Origin of the sequence: Pseudonocardia yunnanensis (assembly GCF_039534065.1) — a bacterium.
In the GTDB taxonomy this organism is placed as follows: domain Bacteria; phylum Actinomycetota; class Actinomycetes; order Mycobacteriales; family Pseudonocardiaceae; genus Pseudonocardia; species Pseudonocardia yunnanensis.
Window position 1 is genome coordinate 232,470 of the sequence record NZ_BAAAUS010000034.1, and the last position, 18,897, is coordinate 251,366.

Genomic DNA, 18,897 nt, shown 5'->3' on the forward strand with positions numbered 1-18,897 from the left:
CGAAGGTCAGCTGACGCGGGTCTCTGGGTCCAGCCGCGAGCGAAGCCGGTCGAGGGTCTGGGCCAGTAGGCGGGAGACGTGCATCTGCGAGATCCCGACGCGATCGGCGATCTGTGTCTGCGTCATGTTGCCGAAGAACCTCAGCAGGACGATGGTTCGCTCGCGTTCGGCGAGCTCGGCCAGCACGGGACGCAGCGCCTGGCGGAAGTCGACGCGGTCCAGCTCCGCGTCGGCCGCGCCAACCAGCTCTCCCACGGTGGCGCTGCCCTGCTCGGACGAGAGCATCTCGTCCAGCGACGAGCTGCGGTAGGCCTCCGAGGCCTCGAGTCCTTCGAGCACGTCCGACACCGGCACGCCGAGCAGCTCGGCGATCTCGGTGGGCTTCGGTGCCCGGCCCAGGTTCTGCGACAGCTCGGAGACCGCACCGTTGATGGACACGTGCAGGTCCTTGAGCCGCCGCGGCACCCGCATCGACCAGCCGAGGTCACGGAAGTGGCGGCGCACCTCGCCGCTGATCGTGGGCACGGCGAAGGAGAAGAAGTCGCTGCCGCGCTCGGGGGAGTAGCGGTCGATGGCGTTGATGAGACCGACGGTCGCCACCTGCACGAGGTCGTCGAGCGGCTCGCCCCGGTTGGAGAACCGGCGCGCGATGTGCTGGGCCACCGGCAGGAAGCCGCGAACGAGCTCCTCGCGCAGCCTCTCGCGGTCCGGGTCGTCCGGCTCCAGCGCCGCGTACCGCTCGAGCAGGGGAGCGAGGTGGCCGTACTCGGGATCGGCCCTGGTCACCGTGGTAGATCGCCGGAGCGCTTGTCCAGGCGGATGCCGACGGTGGGTCCTGCTCCGCCGACACCGGGCTCGTGGTGCACGGCGACGTCGTCGGCGAGGGTCTGGAGTACGCGCCATCCGAACGTGTCGGTGGACACCGCGGCATCGGGGTGCCGGGCCTGTACCTCGGCGTGCACCTCGATGCGCTCCGAACGCACCATGAAGGTGCACAGCAGCATCGAGGACGGTGCGGCGACGTCGACCAGAGTGGCGCATGCCTCGTCGACGGCCATCCGAAGGTCGGAGATGGCGTCGAGGTCGAAGTCCGCTCGCGCGGCCAGGTCGGAGGCGACGGCGCGGATCGTGGGGATCAGCGCGGCGCTCGCCGACGTCCGGACCTCGACGGTCGAGGCCCCGTCGAGCGTCTCGGCGGGCGAGAGGCCGTCCAGGTCGGACACGCTGCCGGGTCTCCTTCCGGTCGTGCTGTGAACGTGATCGGTCATCTTGCTACCCGCTGTGTGAGGGATCAATCATCGTCGCCGGTCGCGTGGCGCGCGTCGGCGTACATGTCGAAGAGCTGGTCGGTGCCGGTGACCTCCAGCGGACGCCGGACGGCCCGCGTGGTCACGACCAGCCGAAGTCTTGCACCGCGCTCCTCGGCGCGGTGCGCCGCCTGGATGAGGACGGCCAAACCGCTCGAGGCCAGGAACGTCACACCGCTCAGGTCGACGACGAGCCTGCTCGTCCGATCGTTCATCAGCTCGTCGACGGCGGCCGAGAACTGGGGTGCGGTGAGGGTGTCCACCTCGCCCTGCACCTCGAGGACGACCGTGCCGGGCCGGGACCGCGTGATGACGGTGCCGAGGAACTCGCCGACCGGATCGGCAGCGGGCGCATTCGACCCGGGCTGTGCGGGGTCGGGCATGGTCTCCACCTCCGGCGCCTGTAAGACGCTGGCCCGGCCGGATCGAGGAAGCACCATCCGGAGCTCCGCAAGTACCTCGGTCGAAACGATGGGGTCTCGGGCGCGTCAGGCGAAACCCTACCCTTGCGCCGACGTGCGTCGGCACGCACCACCGCTGTCCGGTGGTGGGTCCTCGCACGGCACACATACAGTGACCTGGTGCGCACGCAACCACCGGTGGATGCCCTCCTCTCCGCTCTGCGAGGTCGGCTGCGCAGCGAGCAGCGATTGCTCGTTGCGTTCTCGGGAGGGGTCGACTCGGCCCTCGTGGCCGCCGTGGCGGCGGAGCAGCTCGGTGAGCGTGCCGTGGCGGTCACCGCGGTGTCGGCCAGCCTGCCCCGCGCGGAGCGCGTCGCGGCCAAGGAGTTCGCCCGTGGCCGCGGCATCGCCCACGTGGAGGTGGACACCGACGAGCTCGACCGGCCCGAGTACGTCGCCAACGGCGCCGACCGCTGCTTCCACTGCAAGACGGCGCTGTTCGACGCCCTCGCGCCGCTGGCCACCCTGTCCGGTGCCCGCATCGCCCTCGGCACCAACATGGATGACCTGGGCGACCATCGGCCGGGCCAGCGGGCCGCGAGCCAGCGCGGGGCGATCGCCCCGCTCCTCGACGTCGGCTTCGGCAAGGCGGAGGTGCGCCAGGTGAGCGTGGCCCTCGGCCTCGACACCGCTGAGAAGCCGGCCGCGGCGTGTCTCGCCTCCCGGGTGGCGTACGGCGACCCGGTGACGCCGGAGGTGCTGCACCGCGTCGAGATCGCCGAGGTGGGGGTGCGCGAGCTGGGGTTCCCCGTCTGCCGGGTGCGGGTCCACGCCGGCGGCGCGGTCGCGCGGATCGAGGTTCCCGCTGACGAGGTGCCCCGTGCTGCGCAGCTGCGCGGGGAGCTGGACGCGGTCGTCCGCTCGGCAGGCTTCGACTTCTGCGCGCTGGACCTGCAGGGTTTCGCAAGCGGTCGGATGAACGTCCTGCTCGGCATGCCTGCTCGCAGCGCGCCGTGACGGACGGCTTCGAGGACCTCGGGTACGCGCGGGCCGACACCGGTCGGGAGCGGCGGCTCGGCCTGCCGGAGGTCGTCTACGGCCCGGGTAAGACGGCGGAGCAGATCGTCGGCGTGGTGGGGGCGCTGCTCGCCGCCAACGAGGGGCCGGTGCTCGTCACGCGGCTCGACGAGGCCACCGCGGCGGTCGTCGCCGCGGCCGTCCCCGGCGGGGAGTACGACCGGGCCGCCCGCCTGTTCGTGTGGCGGCCCGCGTCGCCACGGGCGTTCCGGGTGGTCGTCGTCTCCGCAGGCACGTCCGACGCACCGGTGGCGGCCGAGGCCGCGGCGGTCGCCCGCGCGGTCGGCCTGGACGTCCTCGAGCTGCGCGACGTGGGGGTGGCCGGTATCCACCGGTTGCTCGGTGAGGTCGAGGTTCTCTCCGGCGCCGACGCCGTGATCTGCATCGCAGGGATGGAGGGTGCGCTCCCGAGCGTCGTGGGCGGGCTCGTCGGCTGTCCGGTGATCGCCGTGCCCACGTCGGTGGGGTACGGCGCGACCTTGGAGGGGGTCACCCCGCTGCTCGCGATGCTCAGCTCGTGCGCCCCGGGGCTCGTGGTGGTGAACATCGACTCGGGGTTCGGTGCGGCGGTGGCGGCGCACCGGATGGCGGTCAGGCGATGATCCTCTGGCTCAACCCGGTGAGCGGAATCTCCGGGGACATGCTGCTCGGCGCCCTCCTGGACCTGGGCGCACCGCTCGACGGCGTCCGCGAGGCCGTGGCGCGCACCGGCCTCGCAGGCTGGAGTCTCGACGCCGCGCGCGTCACGCGCGGGGGCATGTCGGCCACCAGGGCGCTCGTCACCGTGGAGGACACGGCGACCGAGCGCCGGGCGGCGGCACTGCTCGCGCACGTCGAGCGGGCGGAGCTGCCGCTGGCCGCGCGCGCCGTCCGGGCGATCGCCGAGGTCGAGGCGCGCATCCACGGCACCGATCCGGGCGTCGTCCACCTGCACGAGATCGGCGGCCTGGACACGGTGGTCGACACCGTGGGCGTCGCCGCGGCCCTGGACCTCCTCGACGTCACGGAGGTGCACTGCGGGCCGCTCGCCCTGGGCACCGGCACCGTCTCGACCAGGCACGGCATCCTGCCGCTACCCGCGCCGGCCACCGCGGCGCTGCTCGCGTCGGCGGGCGCACAGGTGACGGGGACCGGTAGCGGGGAGACCGTCACGCCCACGGGGGCCGCGCTGCTCGTCGCCGCGGAGGCACGGTTCGGGCCGGTGCCCACCATGGCACTGCAGTCCGTCGGCTACGGCGCGGGGAGCCGCGACCCCGCCGACCGTCCGAACGTGCTGCAGGCCCTGCTCGGCGAGGCCTCCGGGGCCGCATCGGGAGCCGGGGCGGCGATGGTGTTGCTGGAGACGAACGTCGACGACGTCACGGGCGAGGTGCTGGGCCACCTGGTCGGGCTGCTGCTCGACGCGGGTGCCGCGGACGCCTGGCTCTCGCCGATCGTCATGAAGAAGGGGCGCCCGGCGCACACCGTGCACGTGCTCGCCGCGCCGGAGCGGGCAGGCGACTGTGAACGGATCGTGCTCGCCGAGACCGGCAGCCTCGGGCTACGGCGCACCACCGTCGACCGGCTGGCGCTGCCCCGCAGCACCGTGACCGTCGACGTCGACGGGCACGCGGTCCGGGTCAAGCACGGTCCCTGGGGCTCCAAGCCCGAGCACGACGACGTGGCCGCGGCGGCGGCCGCACTCGGCCTGCCGCTGCGGGAGGTCACGCGCCGGGCCCGTAGCGCCGGGTCGGAGGAGGCGCGTTGACTTTGGAAAGCGCATCCACATAGCCTCGGAAGTGGCCGTTTCCCTGCCGACGGAGGACATCGCGCGAGTGGCTTCCGGCACCGTCCGTCACCTGGCCATCGTCGCCGACGACCTGACGGGCGCCGCCGACGCCGCAGCCCCCTTCGCCGCCCGCGGAATGAATGTCTCCGTCGTCCTGCCCTCCTCCGAGGTGCTGCCGGCGGACGCCGAGGTGCTCGCCCTGCTCACCGACAACCGCTGGCGGCTGGAAGCCGAAGCCGCGCGGCGGATGCGGGCCGCGGTGTCCCGCATCCGGGAGTGGGGTCCCGAGATGCTGTTCGTCAAGATCGACTCGACGCTGCGCGGGCGGGTGCGCGCCGATGTCACGGTCGCGCTGGACGCCTGGGGCGGCGGTGACGCCGTCGCCACCCCGGCCTTCCCCGGCCAGGGCCGCACGGTCCGGCACGGGGCCCTCGTCGTTCACGGGGAGACGACCGTGGAACGGGTGGCGGACCACTTCCCGTCCGGTGTGCGGGTGGCCGACGCCGAGACCGACGACGACCTGACGGAGATCGCCCGCCGGATCGTGGCGGACGGGTCCGTCGCGATCGGCTCGGGCGGGCTCTCCCGTGCTCTCGCCGCTCTGCGCGAGCCCCGGCCCCGCCGAGGCGGAGCGCGAGCGGCTGCCACGGGTGTGCTGCTCGTCGTCGGCACCGCGCATGCGGCCACGACGGCGCAGGTGGAGCATGCCATCGGCTGCGGGGCCGAGCTCGTGGTGATCCGTTCCGGGGCGCCGTCCCCGGCCGCCACCGTGGCGGCTGCCCTGCGGGCCGGCCGCCGGATCGTGCTGACCTGCGAGGTCACCGGCGAGGTCGAACCGGACAGCCCGCAGGCCGTGGCGCTGACGGCGGAGCTCGCGCGGGTCGTGACCGCCGTGCTGGACGCGGCGCCGTCCGCCGGGCTCGTTCTCACCGGCGGTGCCACCGCCCTCTCGGTGGCGACCGTCCTCGGAGCTCACGAGGTGTGCCTGCTCTCGGAAGTGACGCCTGGCCTGCCACGGGGTGAGATGGTGATGGGGAGGGACCGCTGTATCCCGGTGGTCACCAAGTCGGGCGGATTCGGCGCGAAGGACGCGCTGTGCCGCGCCGCTGAGGCTTTGGAGGTGCGCCCATGACGCCGTTGCTCGGGCTGACCGTCGGTGACCCTGCCGGCATCGGACCGGAGGTCACACTGAAGGCGGCAGGTGATCCGCGGGTCGCGGTCGCGCGCCTCCTTGCGATCGGCAGTCTCGAGGCCCTGCGTGCCGCCGCGGCGGTCGTCCCCGACCCGCCTGCCCTGCGTGCGGTGTCCTCCCCCGGGGAGGCCCGTTTCGAGCCGGGCACGCTCGACGTGCTCCCCGTGCCGTCGGACGTCGCCGTACCCGTCGGGCGGCTCTCCGCCGAGGCGGGGCAGATCGCCTTCGAGGGTGTGGAGCTCGCCGTGTCGCTCGCGCTCGCGGGCGAGATCGACGGCATCGTCACCGCACCGCTGAACAAGGAAGCCATCGCGCTCGCCGGCCACCCCTACCCCGGCCACACCGAGATCCTCGCCGACCTCACCGGCACCACCGACTTCGCGATGATGCTCACCGCGCTGAAGCTCCGCGTCGTGCACGTCACCACACACGTCGGGATCCGCAAGATGCTGGAGCGCGTCACCACCGAGCGCGTCCTGACCACGATCCGGCTCGCCCACGCCGCACTGCGCGACATGGGGATCGACAAGCCGACCGTCGGTGTCGCCGGGCTCAACCCGCACGCCGGCGAGGGCGGCCTCTTCGGTGACGAGGAGGCACAGGTCATCACGCCCGCGATCGAGCAGGCGAAGGCCGAAGGAATCGCGGCCAGCGGACCGTGGCCCGCCGACACGCTGTTCGGGCGGGCCGTCGCGGGCGACTTCGACGTGGCCATCGCGATGTACCACGACCAGGGCCACATCGCGGTGAAGGTGCTCGGCTTCGAGACCGGCGTCAACGCGACGATCGGGCTGCCGATCGTGCGCACGAGCGTCGACCACGGCACGGCCTTCGACATCGCAGGCACCGGCAAAGCGAGCGCCGACAGCCTCGTCGAGGCCATCACCGTCGGGGCGGCGATGGCACAGGCCCGCGCCACCGCCCGCGCATGAGGGGAGAGGCCGTGACCAACCACCTGGGCCCGTTCGAGGCCGTTCGCGGCCTGGAGTTCGACGCGCCCTTCCCGCACCTGTTGCCCGTCCGCCAGCTCCTGGACGACACGCGCATCCAGGACGTCGCGGCGGCCACGGCGGCGGCCCTGGAGCCGCTGCGCTCCCGGATCACCCCCGGCATGAGCGTGGCGATCACGGCCGGCAGCCGCGGCATCCACGACAAGTGCGCGGTGGTGCGCGCGGCGGGGGAGTGGCTGCGATCGCTCGGCGCCGAGCCGTTCGTCGTGCCGGCGATGGGCTCGCACGGCGGCGCCACCGCCGAGGGGCAGGTGCAGCTGCTCGCCGAGCTCGGGATGACCGAGGAGTCGCTCGGCATGCCGATCCACGCCACGATGGAGACGGTCGAGCTGGGCCGGGTGCCCGACGGTCCGGCGGTGCACCTCGACGCCAACGCGGCCAAGGCCGACGGCATCCTCGCGGTCAACCGGATCAAAGCCCACACCGACTTCTCGGACGAGGTGGAGAGCGGGCTCGCCAAGATCGTCGCCATCGGGCTGGGGAAACGGCGCGGCGCCGAGGGCATCCACCGGTACGGCCCCGCGAACCTCGGCGTGTGGATCCCGCAGGTGGCCCGCCGGGTCGTCGAGACGGGCAAGGTGCTCGGCGGCCTCGCGATCATCGAGAACGCGGGTGACCGGGCGGCCCGGATCGAGCTGGTCGCGGCCCAGGACATCGGTGGCCCCGTCGAGGGCGAGCTGCTCCTGGACGCCAAGCGCAGGATGGCCACCCTGCCCTTCGACGACATCGACGTGGCCGTGGTCGATCTCCTGGGCAAGAACTACTCCGGTTCCGGCATGGACACCAACGTGATCGGCCGGATGATGATCCGCGGCAGCGTGGAGTTCGAGCGTCCGCGCATCACCAACATCGCGGTGCTGGACGTCAGCGACGCCTCCCACGGCAACGCGGTGGGCCTGGGTCTCGCCGACTTCGTGCCGTTCCGGCTGCTGGAGCGGATCGATCTGGAGGCCGTCTACATCAACGCGATGACCTCCGGCCTCGGCGGCCCGCAGCGCGCGCAGGTGCCGATGGCGATGGCCACCGACCGGAGCGCGATCGCCGCGGCGATCCTCACCTGCGGACGGCCGGATCTCGCAGGGGTCACGCTCGTCCGCATGCGCAACACCCTCGACCTGGAGCACTTGTGGGTGTCCGAGTCGCTGCGCGAACAGGTGCTGGCCCACCCGGGCCTGGAGGTCACGGGTGAGGCCGTTCCGATGGTCTTCGACGACGAAGGGCAGCTGGAGGGCTGATGAGCAGGGCATCGTCGGTGGATGTCGACGAGATCGGTGTGCGGCTGCACGAGGCCGACAACGTCGTGGTCGCCTTCCGCGATCTGGGCGAGGGCGCCACAGCTGGCGGGCTCACCCTTCGCCGGGCCGTGCCGCGCGGACACAAGGTCGCCACGGCAGCCATCGCGGTGGGCGAGCCCGTGCGCAAGTACAACCAGATCATCGGGTTCGCCACGACGGCCATCGAGCCCGGCGACCACGTGCACACGCACAACGTCGAGTTCAAGGCGTTCGAGCGCGACTACGCCCCCGGTTCCGATGTCACGGCCACCGACATGGTGCCCGAGGCCGAGCGCGCCACCTTCCAGGGCATCGTCCGCGCCGACGGTCGCGTGGCCACCCGCAACTACCTCGGCATCCTCACGTCGGTGAACTGCTCGGCCACCGCCGCCAAGCTGATCGCCGACCAGTTCCGCCGTCCCGGCCTGCTCGACGCCTTCCCGAACGTCGACGGCGTCGTGGCCCTCACCCACGGCACGGGGTGCGGGATGGCCGCCGACGGCGAGGGCCTCGCCGTCCTCCAGCGCACGCTCACCGGCTACGCCGAGCACCCGAACTTCGCAGGCTTCCTGTTGCTCGGGCTCGGCTGCGAGGTCAACCAGATCTCCGGCGTGGCCGACGAGTGGAGCATCGACCCCAGCACGCCCGTGGCGACGATGACGATCCAGGAGCAGGGCGGCACAGCCGCCACGGTGCGGGCGGGCGTCGCGGCTCTGCAGGCGATGCTCCCGGCGGCGAACGACGTGAGCCGCACGACAGTGCCCGCGAGTGAGCTCGTGCTCGGGCTCAACTGCGGCGGCTCGGACGCCTACTCCGGCATCACGGCGAACCCCGCGCTGGGTGCCGCCGTCGACCTGCTCGTGCGCCACGGCGGCACCGCGGTGCTCGGCGAGACCCCGGAGATCTACGGCGCCGAGCACCTGCTGACGCGCCGGGCGGTGAGCCGCGAGGTCGCCGACCGGCTCGTGGAGCGGATCCGGTGGTGGGAGAAGTACACCGCCGACAACGACGGGTCGATGGACAACAACCCCTCGCCGGGCAACAAGGCCGGCGGTCTGACGACGATCCTGGAGAAGTCGCTCGGCGCCGTCGCGAAGGGCGGCACGACGAACCTCACGGCGGTCTACCGCTACGCCGAGAAGGTCACCGACAAGGGATTCACGTTCATGGACACGCCGGGCTACGACCCGGTCTCGGTCACCGGCATCGTGGCGGGCGGAGCCACGGTCATGTGCTTCACCACCGGACGCGGGTCGGTGCTGGGCTGCAAGCCCACCCCCAGCCTGAAGCTCGCCACCAACACCGAGATGTACACGCGGATGGCCGAGGACATGGACCTCAACTGCGGCGTCATCGCCGACGGTGCCGCGTCGGTGCAGGACGTCGGTCGTGAGCTCTTCGAGCTGATCCTCGAGACGGCGTCCGGCCGCCGGACCCTGAGCGAGGAGCTGGGCTTCGGTCAAGAGGAGTTCGTGCCCTGGCAACTCGGGGCAGTCATGTGATGAGGGACGGACGGGATGCTCGATTTCAGTGATCAGGTCGTGCTCGTCACGGGCGCGAGCAGCGGGATCGGCGCGGCTGTCGCCGAAGGCTTCGCCCGCCACGGTGCTCGCGTTGCGGTGCACTACCACCGCAACCGCGAGGGGGCCGAGAAGGTCGTCGCCGCGATCCAGGCCGCCGGGGGCACGGCCGTGGAGGTCTCGGGCGACCTCGCACCACCCGACGGGGCCGCCGCGGTCGTCGACGACGTCGTCGCCCGGCTCGGGCGGCTGGACGTTCTCGTGAACAACGCCGGTGACCTCCTGCGTCGCAGCCCGGTGGCGGAGACGTCCGACGTCGACTACGCGCGCGTGATGGACGTCAACATGACGTCCGTCTTCGCCGCGAGCCGGCAGGTCGTGCCGGTGATGCGCCGCCAGGGATCGGGATCGATCGTCAACGTCACCTCCGTGGCCGCGCGCACCGGCGGTGCCGGAGGCTCGGTCGTGTACGCCACGGCGAAGGCCGCGGTCAGCACCTTCACCCGGGGGCTGGCCAAGGAGCTCGCGCCCGAGGGGATCCGCGTCAACGCGATCGCGCCGGGAATCATCACCACCCCCTTCCACGAGCGCCACACGTCCGACGCGCAGATGAAGGGGATGCTCAGCGGCGTCCCGATGGGCCGTGCCGGGCGGCCCGACGAGTGTGCCGGCGCTGTGCTGTTCCTCGCATCGCCGGCGATGAGCGGCTACATCACCGGACAGGTGATCGAGATCAACGGCGGCCAGCTCACCCCCTGACCGAGATCGGAGCATGGATGAACGCCGACGGGCAACGTCGCCTACGCAGCCAGGCGTGGTTCGACAACCCGGACAACCCCGGAATGACGGCGCTCTACATCGAGCGGTACATGAACTGGGGCCTCACCCGGGAGGAGCTGCAGTCGGGCCGGCCGATCATCGGTATCGCGCAGACCGGATCGGACCTCTCGCCGTGCAACCGCCACCACCTGCAGCTCGCCGACCGCGTGCGCGAGGGCATCAGGGAGATGGGGGGCATCGCGTTCGAGTTCCCGGTGCACCCCATCCAGGAGACCGGCAAGCGCCCCACCGCGGCGCTGGACCGCAACCTGGCCTACCTCGGCCTGGTCGAGGTGCTCTACGGCTACCCGCTCGACGGGGTCGTGCTCACCACCGGGTGTGACAAGACCACGCCCGCCTGCTTGATGGCGGCGGCCACGGTGAACATCCCGGCGATCGTGCTGTCCGGTGGCCCGATGCTCAACGGCTGGTACAACGGCGAGCGCACCGGGTCGGGCACCATCGTCTGGAAGGCCAGGGAGATGCTGGCCGCCGGTGAGATCGACGAGGCCGAGTTCGTGGAACTGGTGGCGTCGTCGGCGCCGTCGCCGGGGCACTGCAACACGATGGGCACCGCGTCCACGATGAACGCCCTCGCCGAGTCGCTCGGGATGAGCCTTCCCGGCTGCGCGGCGATCCCGGCTCCGCACCGCGACAGGGCCCGCATCGCCCACGCGACCGGCAGGCGGATCGTGGAGATGGTGCACGAGGACCTCAAGCCCTCCGACATCCTCACCCGCGAGGCGTTCGAGAACGCGATCGTCGTGAACTCCGCCATCGGCGGGTCGACGAACGCGCCGATCCACATCACCGCGATCGCGCGGCACATCGGCGTGCCGCTGGAGATGGACGAGTGGCAGCGGCTCGGACTCACCGTTCCGCTGATCGTCAACATGCAGCCGGCAGGCAAGTACCTCGGCGAGGAGTTCCACCGCGCCGGTGGCGTGCCCGCGGTGATCAACGAACTGATGGCACACGGCCTCATCCACGAGGACGCCCGCACCGTCAATGGGGCGTCGATCGGGGAGAACTGCCGCGCCACGGTGGCCAGTGACCGCGACGTGATCAGTACCTTCGACGACGCGCTGGTCGGCGACGCGGGGTTCCTCGTGCTCCGCGGCAACCTCTTCGACTGCGCGATCATGAAGACGAGCGTGATCTCTCCCGAGTTCCGCGAGCGGTACCTGAGCGACCCGGACCATCCGAACGTCCTGCAGGGCCGGGCCGTCGTCTTCGACGGCTCGGAGGACTACCACGCCCGGATCGACGACCCCGAGCTCGCCGTCGACGAGGACTCCGTGCTGGTCATCCGGGGTGGCGGGCCGTTGGGTCATCCGGGCTCGGCCGAGGTGGTCAACATGCAGCCCCCGGCAGCGATGATCAAGCGCGGGGTGCACTCGCTGCCGTGCATCGGTGACGGCCGCCAGAGCGGCACCTCCGGCTCGCCGTCGATCCTCAACGCCTCCCCGGAGGCCGCGGCCGGTGGCGGGCTGGCACTGCTGCGCACCGGCGACACGGTGCGCATCGACCTGAACACGGGCGCCGCCGACGTCCTCGTCGATCCCGAGGAGCTGGCGGAGCGCCGGCGTCAGCTGGAGGAAGCGGGCGGCTACCCGATGCCCCCGTCGCAGACGCCGTGGCAGGAGATCCAGCGCTCGATGGTCGACCAGCTCAGTGGCGGCATGGTCCTCAAGCCCGCGGTGGCCTACCAGCGCGTGGCCCAGACGATGGGCATACCCCGCGACAACCACTGAGGCGCCCCACCGACGACCGGGACGTCCGCCGCGGCGGGGTTCCGGTCGTCGGGTCAGGTGGCGCGTTTCGTCAGCGCCACCAGGTAGCGAACCGGCTCGCGAGTCGTGTTCGCGTACGTGCACGTGGCCGGTGGTCCGAGCTGAAGGCAGTCGCCGGCGTCGAGTTCGTGGTCGGTGTCGCCTTCGCGGAAGAGCAGCCGGCCCTCCAGTACCCAGATCTGCTGGTGCCTGAAGGCGTAGGTGTCGGCCGCGTAGGAGATCTCCGCGCCCGCGGGCAGCTCGACCTCGACGAGCTCCAGCGGTCCGCCGCTGATCGGTGACACGGCACGGCGACGGTAGCCGGTTTCCGGGTCGGTCCATGTCGGCTGGTCCGCGGCCCGTGCGAGGCGCCGGTCACCGCCCTCGGCGCGGGCCACCAACTCGGAGAGCGTCATTCCCAACGCCGCCGACAGACGGCCGAGGAGGACCGCGGTGGGCTGCGCCTCGCCGCGTTCGATCTTGCCGATCATCGCTCGCGAGACACCGGAGCGCTCCGCGAGAGCGCTGGCCGACAGGGAACGGGACCGCCGGGCGGCGGAGAGCGTGGCGGCGAGTGACGCGGAGAGCGGGTCGGACACAGCTGTCACTATAGGGGCCGATTTGTCTACTATCGTTGCCATGACTGCTGTGTCCACCCGGATACGGGACGCCTGCGATGCCGACGCCCGGGCGTGCGCGGAGATCTACGCCCCCTACGTCACCGACACGGCGATCTCGTTCGAGAGCGAACCGCCACAGCCCGGGGTCATGGCCCGGCGTATCGCCGACGCCGTGCGCACGCATGCCTGGCTCGTGCTGGAGGATCAGGGCCGGGTGATCGGCTACGCCTACGGCGGCCCGTTCCGCGCGCGGCGGGCGTACGACTGGTCATGCGAGGTCAGCGTCTATCTCGAGCGCGGCAGGCAGCGCACCGGCGGGGGACGTGTGCTCTACGAGGCGCTGCTCGCCCGGCTGGCCGAGCGTGGGTTCCGCACCGTCGTGGCGGGCATGACGCTGCCCAACGACGCGAGCGTCGGCCTGCACCGCGCCATGGGGTTCGAGGAGATCGGGACCTTCCGCCGCGTCGGCTGGAAACACGGCAGGTGGCACGACGTGGCCTTCATGCAACGAGCGATCGGCGCCGAGGCGGAGACGCCGCCCGAGCTCGTGTGACTTTTGCGGCTTATGTGGCTCCACGGTGCATACGTCGCATTGACCCGATCAGGGGTATCTGTCCATCATCGGGTACTCGCTGTCAACGCCGACGGGGGCCGCATGTCTGCCACACCCGAGACCACCAGCACCGATCCGTACACCCTGACGCCGGAGGGGATCAAGGATCCGCCGATGGGCTGGAGGGCCAGCTTCCGCTATCTCGGCCCAGGCCTGATCCTCAGTGCGTCGATCGTGGGGTCGGGCGAGCTCATCGCCACCACCACACTGGGCGCGGAGGTCGGCTTCGCACTGCTCTGGCTGGTCATCTTCAGCACGTTCGTGAAGGTCGCCGTCCAGGTCGAGCTGGCGCGCTGGACCATCGCGACCGGGCAGCCCGCGCTCACCGGCTACAACAGGGTGCCGCCGAGGATCGGCCGGATGGGCTGGGTCAACGTCCTGTGGATGGTGCTGGCCCTCACCAAGCTGCTGCAGCTCGGCGGCATCATCGGCGGCACGGCCGTGGCGTTCAGCATCCTGCTGCCGTTCGGGCCCGACCCTCTCGCCTTCCAGTCGCTCCTGATCTGGACGTCGATGCTCGCCCTGGGCAGCATCGCGCTGCTGTGGACGAACTCGTACCGGCTCATCGAGCGGGGAGCGGTGCTCCTCGTGGTGATCTTCACGTTCGTCACGGTCGGCATCGCTCTCGGCCTGCCGTTCACGCCGTTCGCCTACGGCGCCGGTGACGTGGCGAGCGGGCTGACGTTCCTCATTCCCGCGGGTGCGGTCGGCGCCGCGATCGCGATGTTCGGAATCACCGGCGTCGGTGCGGACGAGATCACGTTCTACACGTACTGGTGCATCGAGAAGGGCTACGCGCGGTGGGCGGGCCCGAACGACGGCAGCGAGGCCTGGGTGCGCCGGGCCAACGGCTGGATCCGGGTGATGTACAAGGACGCGTTCATCTCCTGGCTCGTCTACACCTTCGGCACGCTCGCCTTCTACATCATGGGCGCAGCGGTGCTGAACCCGCAGGGTCTCGTGCCCGAGGGCAACGGGATGATCACCACGCTCTCGCGCATCTACACCGACGTGCTCGGCGAATGGGCGAGCATCGCCTTCCTGATCGGTGCCATCGCGGTGCTGGGCTCGACGATGTGGGCGGCGGTGCCCAGCTGGTCGCGGATGTATGTGAACCTGCTGGCGACGATGGGCGTGCTCGACTGGCAGGACCCCGTTGCCCGACTGCGGTGGATCCGCATCTTCACGGTCGCCCTGCCGCTCCTGTGGGCGGTCGTCTACCTCACCATCCAGTCGCCGGTGGTGATGGTGCAGATCGGCGGCGTGATGACGGGCATCTTCCTCGTGGCCACGGTGGTGGCGGTCTGGTATCTGCGCAGCACTGAGACCGATCCGCGGCTGCGTGGCGGGACCACCTTCAATGTCCTGCTCGTCGTCAGCAGCGTCGCCATCGGGTTGCTGGGCGTCTACACACTGCTCCAGGTGTTCGGCCTCGGGATCGGCTAGGTGTCCGAATTGCTCCGGGCATCGGGCGCGCAGCACCCGAGGTGCCCCTAGTCTGGACTGGGTGGAGGACGGCAGAGACCTCGGTGCCGGCATGGCGCGCCCCGTTGCAGACCTTCCACAGGTATTGAACGGGGCGCCCGCCGCAGTCCTGGTGATCGACCTCGAGCGGCGGCACGTCGTCTACGCCAACGAGGCGGCCATCGAGCTCACAGGCAACCGCGTGCGGCTGCCCGTCGACATCGACAGCTGGGGCGACGCGGCGGGGCTCACCGACCTCGGGGGCAGGCGGATGAGCGAGAGCCGCTCGCCGCTGTCGCTCGTGGCGAGCGGCGTATCGGTGGCGGGGGAGCCGGTGGCGGTGCGCGACGCGACGAGACGGGGAGGGAGCGTCACCTCCGCGCAGCGCGAGGCCAGCGAGGGGAAGCTGCTCTGGGTCACGGGCTTCAGCCTCTCGCAGGCGCCCGCCGAGATGGTGCCCTCCGGTTTCGACAACGGGACGGACGCTCGCGCGCTGGTGGTGTTCCTCCAGCTCTCCAATACCGAGCACGGCGATCGGCGGCGGCTCGAGATGCTGCGGGACCGCGCCGTCATCGCCACGGACATGTCGTTCACCATCACCGCGCCGGGGCGTGGCGGCAACCCGCTGATCTGGGCCAACCCGTCGTTCTCCAAGCTCACCGGCTACGCCTACGACGAGATCGTCGGGCGGGACTGCCGGTTCCTGCAGGGACCGAACACCGACAGGGCCGCGGTGCGGCGCATCCACGAGGCGCTCCTGCGCCGCAAGCCGATCACCGAGTTGTTGCTCAACTACCGGCGCGACCGCACCGCGTTCTGGAACCAGGTCTCCATCTCGCCCGTGTTCGACGGCCAGGGCGACCTGATCAACTTCGTGGGAGTGCAGACCGACGTCACCGAGCGGGTGATCGTCGAGCAGGAGCGCAGGGCAGCGCTCGCCGAGGCCGAGGAGGCCCGTAGTCAGCTGCGGCTGCTCGCCGAGGCGACCACGCAGATGACCGGTGCCCTCGGCGTCACCGACGCGTGCGAGCGGCTCGCGCGGAGCCTGGTGCCGGAGCTCGCCGACGTGTGCGCCGTCGACCTGCTGGACCGGCCTGGCACCGGTGTGCCGCTGCGTATCGCCGTGGCGGCCAGGGAGTTCGCGGACGAGGCGCGCATGCTGGAGCTGGGCAGGCTGCGCAGCAACCGGCCGGGCAGCGGCAGCGACACCGGGAGCGTGCTCGTGGGGGAGCGTCCCGTCCTCGTGCCGGAGCTGCCCGAGCACGGCGAAGACCGCTACCCCGAGGACCCTGCGGCTGCCGCCGTGTACGACACGCTGAGGATGCGGTCGGTCATGGTCGTGCCGGTACGGGCGCGTGGCCGGGTGCTCGGGGCGCTCACCCTCGTCACGCAGCATCCCTATGGACGCCGGTACGGCTCGCGGGATCTGCACCTGGCCACCGACATCGCCGGCCGCGCCGGGCTCACCGTCGACAACGCCCGCCTGTACGAGGTGGAGCACGCCGCGGCGGTCACCCTGCAACGCAGCCTGCTGCCTGCCGTGCTGGAGGTGGAGGGACTGCAGGTGGCGGCGCGCTACCTGGTGGGTGTCGACGGCAACCAGGTGGGCGGGGACTGGTACGACGTGCTCAAACTGCCCGACGGATCCGTGGGGCTGGCGGTCGGTGACGTGGTGGGGCACGACCTGCGCGCCGCGGCGGCGATGGGGCAGCTGCGCGGCGTCGTCCGGTCCTACGCCTGGGACGGGGGCCTTCCCGGGTCGGTGCTGGACCGCTGCGACCAGCTGGTGCAGGGCCTGGAGATGGCGGCCATGGCCACGGCGGTGTACGCGCGGATCGAACCGATCGAGGGCAGCGACGATCGGCTCCTGCGCTACGCCAACGCCGGGCACCCCGCGCCGCTCCTGCTCGGGCCGGACGGCACGCTCCGGCGGCTCGACGAGCACACGTCCCCGATGATCGGGGCTGTGCGGAGCTTCGGCCGGGCCACCGAGCCGGGGCGCACGGAGGCCGTGCTGCGCTGTCCGCCCGGCTCGATCCTGCTGCTCTACACCGACGGGCTCACCGACATCGCGGGGGAGGACGCCGACGAGCGCACGGAGCTGCTGGAGCGCACCCTCGCCGCAATGGCGCCCCGATCAGAACCGGAAGCCGTCGTCGAACAGGTGCTGGCGGCCTGTAGCCCGCACCGCCTCCGCGACGATGTCGCGCTGCTCGCCGTCCGCATCGATGATCAAACTGTGACAGCCGAGCGCTGAACGGCGTATCAGGGCCGGAATGAGTTACCGGCTGGTAGTAGGGCCGTTTGCGGATCGCGGCGCGCCGCTTGTCGTTCGAGGTCCCGGGAAACGAGCGACCTGTAGGGACCTGCCGGTTCAATCCTCAACAGAAAGGGAGGCGCCTCGGGGGGCGAGGGGTCGGCACGCGTCTAGGGGGACGTACTACATGGTCGCGGTTCCGGAGATTCCGTTCTCCGCACCGATGGCAACATCTGTCATCGAACGATCGCCTGTTTCGCTACAGAGGCGACGGGCCGTTGCAGTTGCCGTCACTGCGATGGAGCTACTACGGCCCGAGTCGGATCTGGCACGGGCGGTCGCCGCGTTCCCGCACATCGACGTGCTGGTCATCGCCGACGACGAGCCGGTATCCGGCTCAGTGGTCGAGGCGCTCGACGGGTACGGCGAGGGCTTCGACGACGGGTACGACGAGCTCCGCGCCGATGTGGACCAACTCGGTGTCCCCGGCCTGCACCTGCACCGCCTGGGGCTGCGCCAGCCGCTGGGGCCCTGGGCCGAGCACGACGTCGTGGCGGCGATCAGTGAACTCGTCGGCTTCGACCCGGAGCCGGGCGTCTACTGTCTGGCACCCGCCCCGGCGCCCGCCGACGCGGCTCGCGCCGTCGTCAACCGGGCGGCCCGGCGCATCGCGCAGGTGTACGGCATTCCGCTGCTGCGCTACCTCTGCCTCGAGCTGTCGGTCGTCGGCGAGGAAGGGGCCTGACAGCGCTGAGGGGTGGCCCGCTCCCGGACCACCCCTCGTGCTGTTCTGGCCGCTCAGCTCGCCAGCGGCACGCCGCGCTGCTCCAGGATCACGCGCCGCTCCGACTCCGCCAAGCCGCCCCACACCCCGAACGGCTCGCGGGTCTGTAGAGCGAACTCCCGGCATTGCTCGATCACCGGGCATCGGTGGCAGACGGCTTTGGCCTGTGCGGTCCGGCGGGCCCTGGACGGATTGCGTTCACCGTCCGGGTGGAAGAACACGGCGCTGTCCATCCCCCGGCAGGAACCCAACCGCTGCCACTGCCACGCATGGTCCATCGGGCCGGGAAGCCGGCTGACGTCGCTCATCGTCACCTCTTGTCGTTCGTGCCCGACGGCACTCGGCGAATCCACGACGTCGTTCCCGGCTGGTTGAGGGGCCAAACACCCCCCAATAGGACATGACGGATCTGCCGACGTTCCGCGCTGGCCGAACGCTCGGCGCCGCGGCCGCCCGTGGGACGTCTGCTCCGCCGTTCGAGCAGCTCAGAGAGCCGCCTACGCGGCGTGGGCGCCTCCACGCTCTCGGGCGACGCCGCTCTTCACCCGATCCGGTGTGATACAGCTCACGCCAGTTACGGGTCACTCAATCGGGCTAGGTTGCCGCCAAGGCCTGCTCGACCGTGTCGTGGATGTCGAACAACGGCACGAGCCCGGCGATCGTCAACGGGCGGAGAACGCGACGCGCCGTGCACGCCAGCCGAAGCTCCACACCCGCGGCATGGGCCGCCTCGCGCACCTCGATGAGGACGGCCAAGCCGCTCGTGCCGAGGAACGACACACCGTCGAGGGCCAGCACCACGAGCTCCACGCCCGCTTCCGTGCCGAACTGCTCGATCACGGCAGAGCGCAGCTGAGGCGACGTGAGCATGTCGACCTCACCTCCGACCTCGATCACGACCTGCCCAGGTGCAGGGCTCCGCCGGTCCAGGGTGATCTGGTCGTCGACGTCGCCTCCCAGCCTGACGGAGGGAGGATCGGCGGGCAGGTTTTCACGGGTCTCGGACATCGAGGCTCACG

Annotated in this window: 19 protein-coding genes; 13 read left to right on the forward strand and 6 right to left on the reverse strand. The window is 71.3% G+C overall.

The genetic code is table 11. From position 1 onward, the window contains the following. Positions 1-6 precede the first annotated feature (6 nt). The 3 genes from ABD743_RS29665 to ABD743_RS29675 all read right to left on the reverse strand — a co-directional run bounded on the left by ABD743_RS29665 (position 7) and on the right by ABD743_RS29675 (position 1,690). On the reverse strand, positions 7-786 hold the full coding sequence (locus ABD743_RS29665) for a SigB/SigF/SigG family RNA polymerase sigma factor (RefSeq protein WP_241034771.1): 780 nt from the start codon (positions 784-786) through the stop codon (positions 7-9). Continuing rightward, a complete protein-coding gene (locus tag ABD743_RS29670; RefSeq protein WP_241034770.1) occupies positions 783-1,223 on the reverse strand; it encodes an ATP-binding protein in 441 nt (146 codons plus the stop codon). The genes ABD743_RS29665 and ABD743_RS29670 overlap by 4 nt, the downstream gene beginning before the upstream one ends. Positions 1,224-1,291: 68 nt before the next feature. Then, positions 1,292-1,690 carry an STAS domain-containing protein gene (locus ABD743_RS29675; protein ID WP_344725658.1) on the reverse strand — a complete coding sequence of 133 codons (399 nt, stop codon included), beginning with the start codon at positions 1,688-1,690 and terminating at the stop codon, positions 1,292-1,294. 198 nt (positions 1,691-1,888) lie between these two features. Between ABD743_RS29675 and larE the strand changes: the two genes are divergently transcribed. The 9 genes from larE to ABD743_RS29720 are packed head-to-tail and all read left to right on the forward strand — an operon-like array spanning position 1,889 to position 12,122. Beyond that, on the forward strand, positions 1,889-2,725 hold the full coding sequence (gene larE, locus ABD743_RS29680; RefSeq protein WP_344725659.1) for an ATP-dependent sacrificial sulfur transferase LarE: 837 nt from the start codon (positions 1,889-1,891) through the stop codon (positions 2,723-2,725). Next, positions 2,722-3,387, forward strand: coding sequence for a nickel pincer cofactor biosynthesis protein LarB (gene larB, locus ABD743_RS29685; protein WP_344725660.1), 666 nt, complete (start codon positions 2,722-2,724; stop codon positions 3,385-3,387). The genes larE and larB overlap by 4 nt, the downstream gene beginning before the upstream one ends. Beyond that, positions 3,384-4,532: a nickel pincer cofactor biosynthesis protein LarC gene (larC, locus tag ABD743_RS29690; RefSeq protein WP_344725661.1), complete on the forward strand. Its 1,149-nt coding sequence runs from the start codon at positions 3,384-3,386 to the stop codon at positions 4,530-4,532. The genes larB and larC overlap by 4 nt, the downstream gene beginning before the upstream one ends. A 31-nt stretch (positions 4,533-4,563) precedes the next feature. Further along, positions 4,564-5,685: a four-carbon acid sugar kinase family protein gene (locus ABD743_RS29695; RefSeq protein ID WP_344725662.1), complete on the forward strand. Its 1,122-nt coding sequence runs from the start codon at positions 4,564-4,566 to the stop codon at positions 5,683-5,685. Next, complete coding sequence (gene pdxA, locus ABD743_RS29700) at positions 5,682-6,677, forward strand: 4-hydroxythreonine-4-phosphate dehydrogenase PdxA (RefSeq protein WP_344725663.1); 996 nt, start codon at positions 5,682-5,684, stop codon at positions 6,675-6,677. The genes ABD743_RS29695 and pdxA overlap by 4 nt, the downstream gene beginning before the upstream one ends. An 11-nt stretch (positions 6,678-6,688) precedes the next feature. Continuing rightward, positions 6,689-7,990 carry a nickel pincer cofactor-dependent isomerase, group 22 gene (locus ABD743_RS29705; protein WP_344725664.1) on the forward strand — a complete coding sequence of 434 codons (1,302 nt, stop codon included), beginning with the start codon at positions 6,689-6,691 and terminating at the stop codon, positions 7,988-7,990. Then, on the forward strand, positions 7,990-9,531 hold the full coding sequence (locus tag ABD743_RS29710) for a UxaA family hydrolase (RefSeq protein WP_344725665.1): 1,542 nt from the start codon (positions 7,990-7,992) through the stop codon (positions 9,529-9,531). The genes ABD743_RS29705 and ABD743_RS29710 overlap by 1 nt, the downstream gene beginning before the upstream one ends. A gap of 15 nt (positions 9,532-9,546) precedes the next feature. Further along, complete coding sequence (locus ABD743_RS29715) at positions 9,547-10,308, forward strand: SDR family NAD(P)-dependent oxidoreductase (protein WP_344725666.1); 762 nt, start codon at positions 9,547-9,549, stop codon at positions 10,306-10,308. A gap of 17 nt (positions 10,309-10,325) precedes the next feature. Beyond that, positions 10,326-12,122 carry an IlvD/Edd family dehydratase gene (locus ABD743_RS29720; RefSeq protein ID WP_344725667.1) on the forward strand — a complete coding sequence of 599 codons (1,797 nt, stop codon included), beginning with the start codon at positions 10,326-10,328 and terminating at the stop codon, positions 12,120-12,122. Between the two features lie 53 nt (positions 12,123-12,175). On the opposite strand, the gene ABD743_RS29725 is transcribed toward ABD743_RS29720, so the two are convergent. Beyond that, positions 12,176-12,739, reverse strand: a complete 564-nt coding sequence (locus ABD743_RS29725; RefSeq protein ID WP_344725668.1) for a helix-turn-helix domain-containing protein — start codon at positions 12,737-12,739, stop codon at positions 12,176-12,178. A 40-nt stretch (positions 12,740-12,779) separates the two neighbouring features. Here ABD743_RS29725 and ABD743_RS29730 point away from each other — a divergent pair, with 40 nt between their 5' ends. From ABD743_RS29730 to ABD743_RS29745, 4 genes are all read left to right on the forward strand, one after another. Beyond that, positions 12,780-13,313: a GNAT family N-acetyltransferase gene (locus ABD743_RS29730; protein ID WP_344725669.1), complete on the forward strand. Its 534-nt coding sequence runs from the start codon at positions 12,780-12,782 to the stop codon at positions 13,311-13,313. A 102-nt stretch (positions 13,314-13,415) separates the two neighbouring features. Then, positions 13,416-14,819, forward strand: a complete 1,404-nt coding sequence (locus ABD743_RS29735; protein WP_344725670.1) for an Nramp family divalent metal transporter — start codon at positions 13,416-13,418, stop codon at positions 14,817-14,819. A gap of 61 nt (positions 14,820-14,880) precedes the next feature. Next, entirely contained in the window at positions 14,881-17,094 is a 2,214-nt protein-coding gene (locus tag ABD743_RS29740; protein WP_344725671.1) for a SpoIIE family protein phosphatase, read from the forward strand. A 298-nt stretch (positions 17,095-17,392) separates the two neighbouring features. Next, positions 17,393-17,839: a hypothetical protein gene (locus ABD743_RS29745; protein WP_344725672.1), complete on the forward strand. Its 447-nt coding sequence runs from the start codon at positions 17,393-17,395 to the stop codon at positions 17,837-17,839. A gap of 53 nt (positions 17,840-17,892) precedes the next feature. Here the strand turns inward: ABD743_RS29745 and ABD743_RS29750 are convergent, their stop codons facing one another. Next, entirely contained in the window at positions 17,893-18,186 is a 294-nt protein-coding gene (locus ABD743_RS29750) for a WhiB family transcriptional regulator (RefSeq protein WP_277398639.1), read from the reverse strand. Between the two features lie 286 nt (positions 18,187-18,472). After that, positions 18,473-18,886, reverse strand: coding sequence for an anti-sigma factor antagonist (locus tag ABD743_RS29755; RefSeq protein ID WP_344725673.1), 414 nt, complete (start codon positions 18,884-18,886; stop codon positions 18,473-18,475). Between the last annotated feature and the right edge of the window lie 11 nt (positions 18,887-18,897).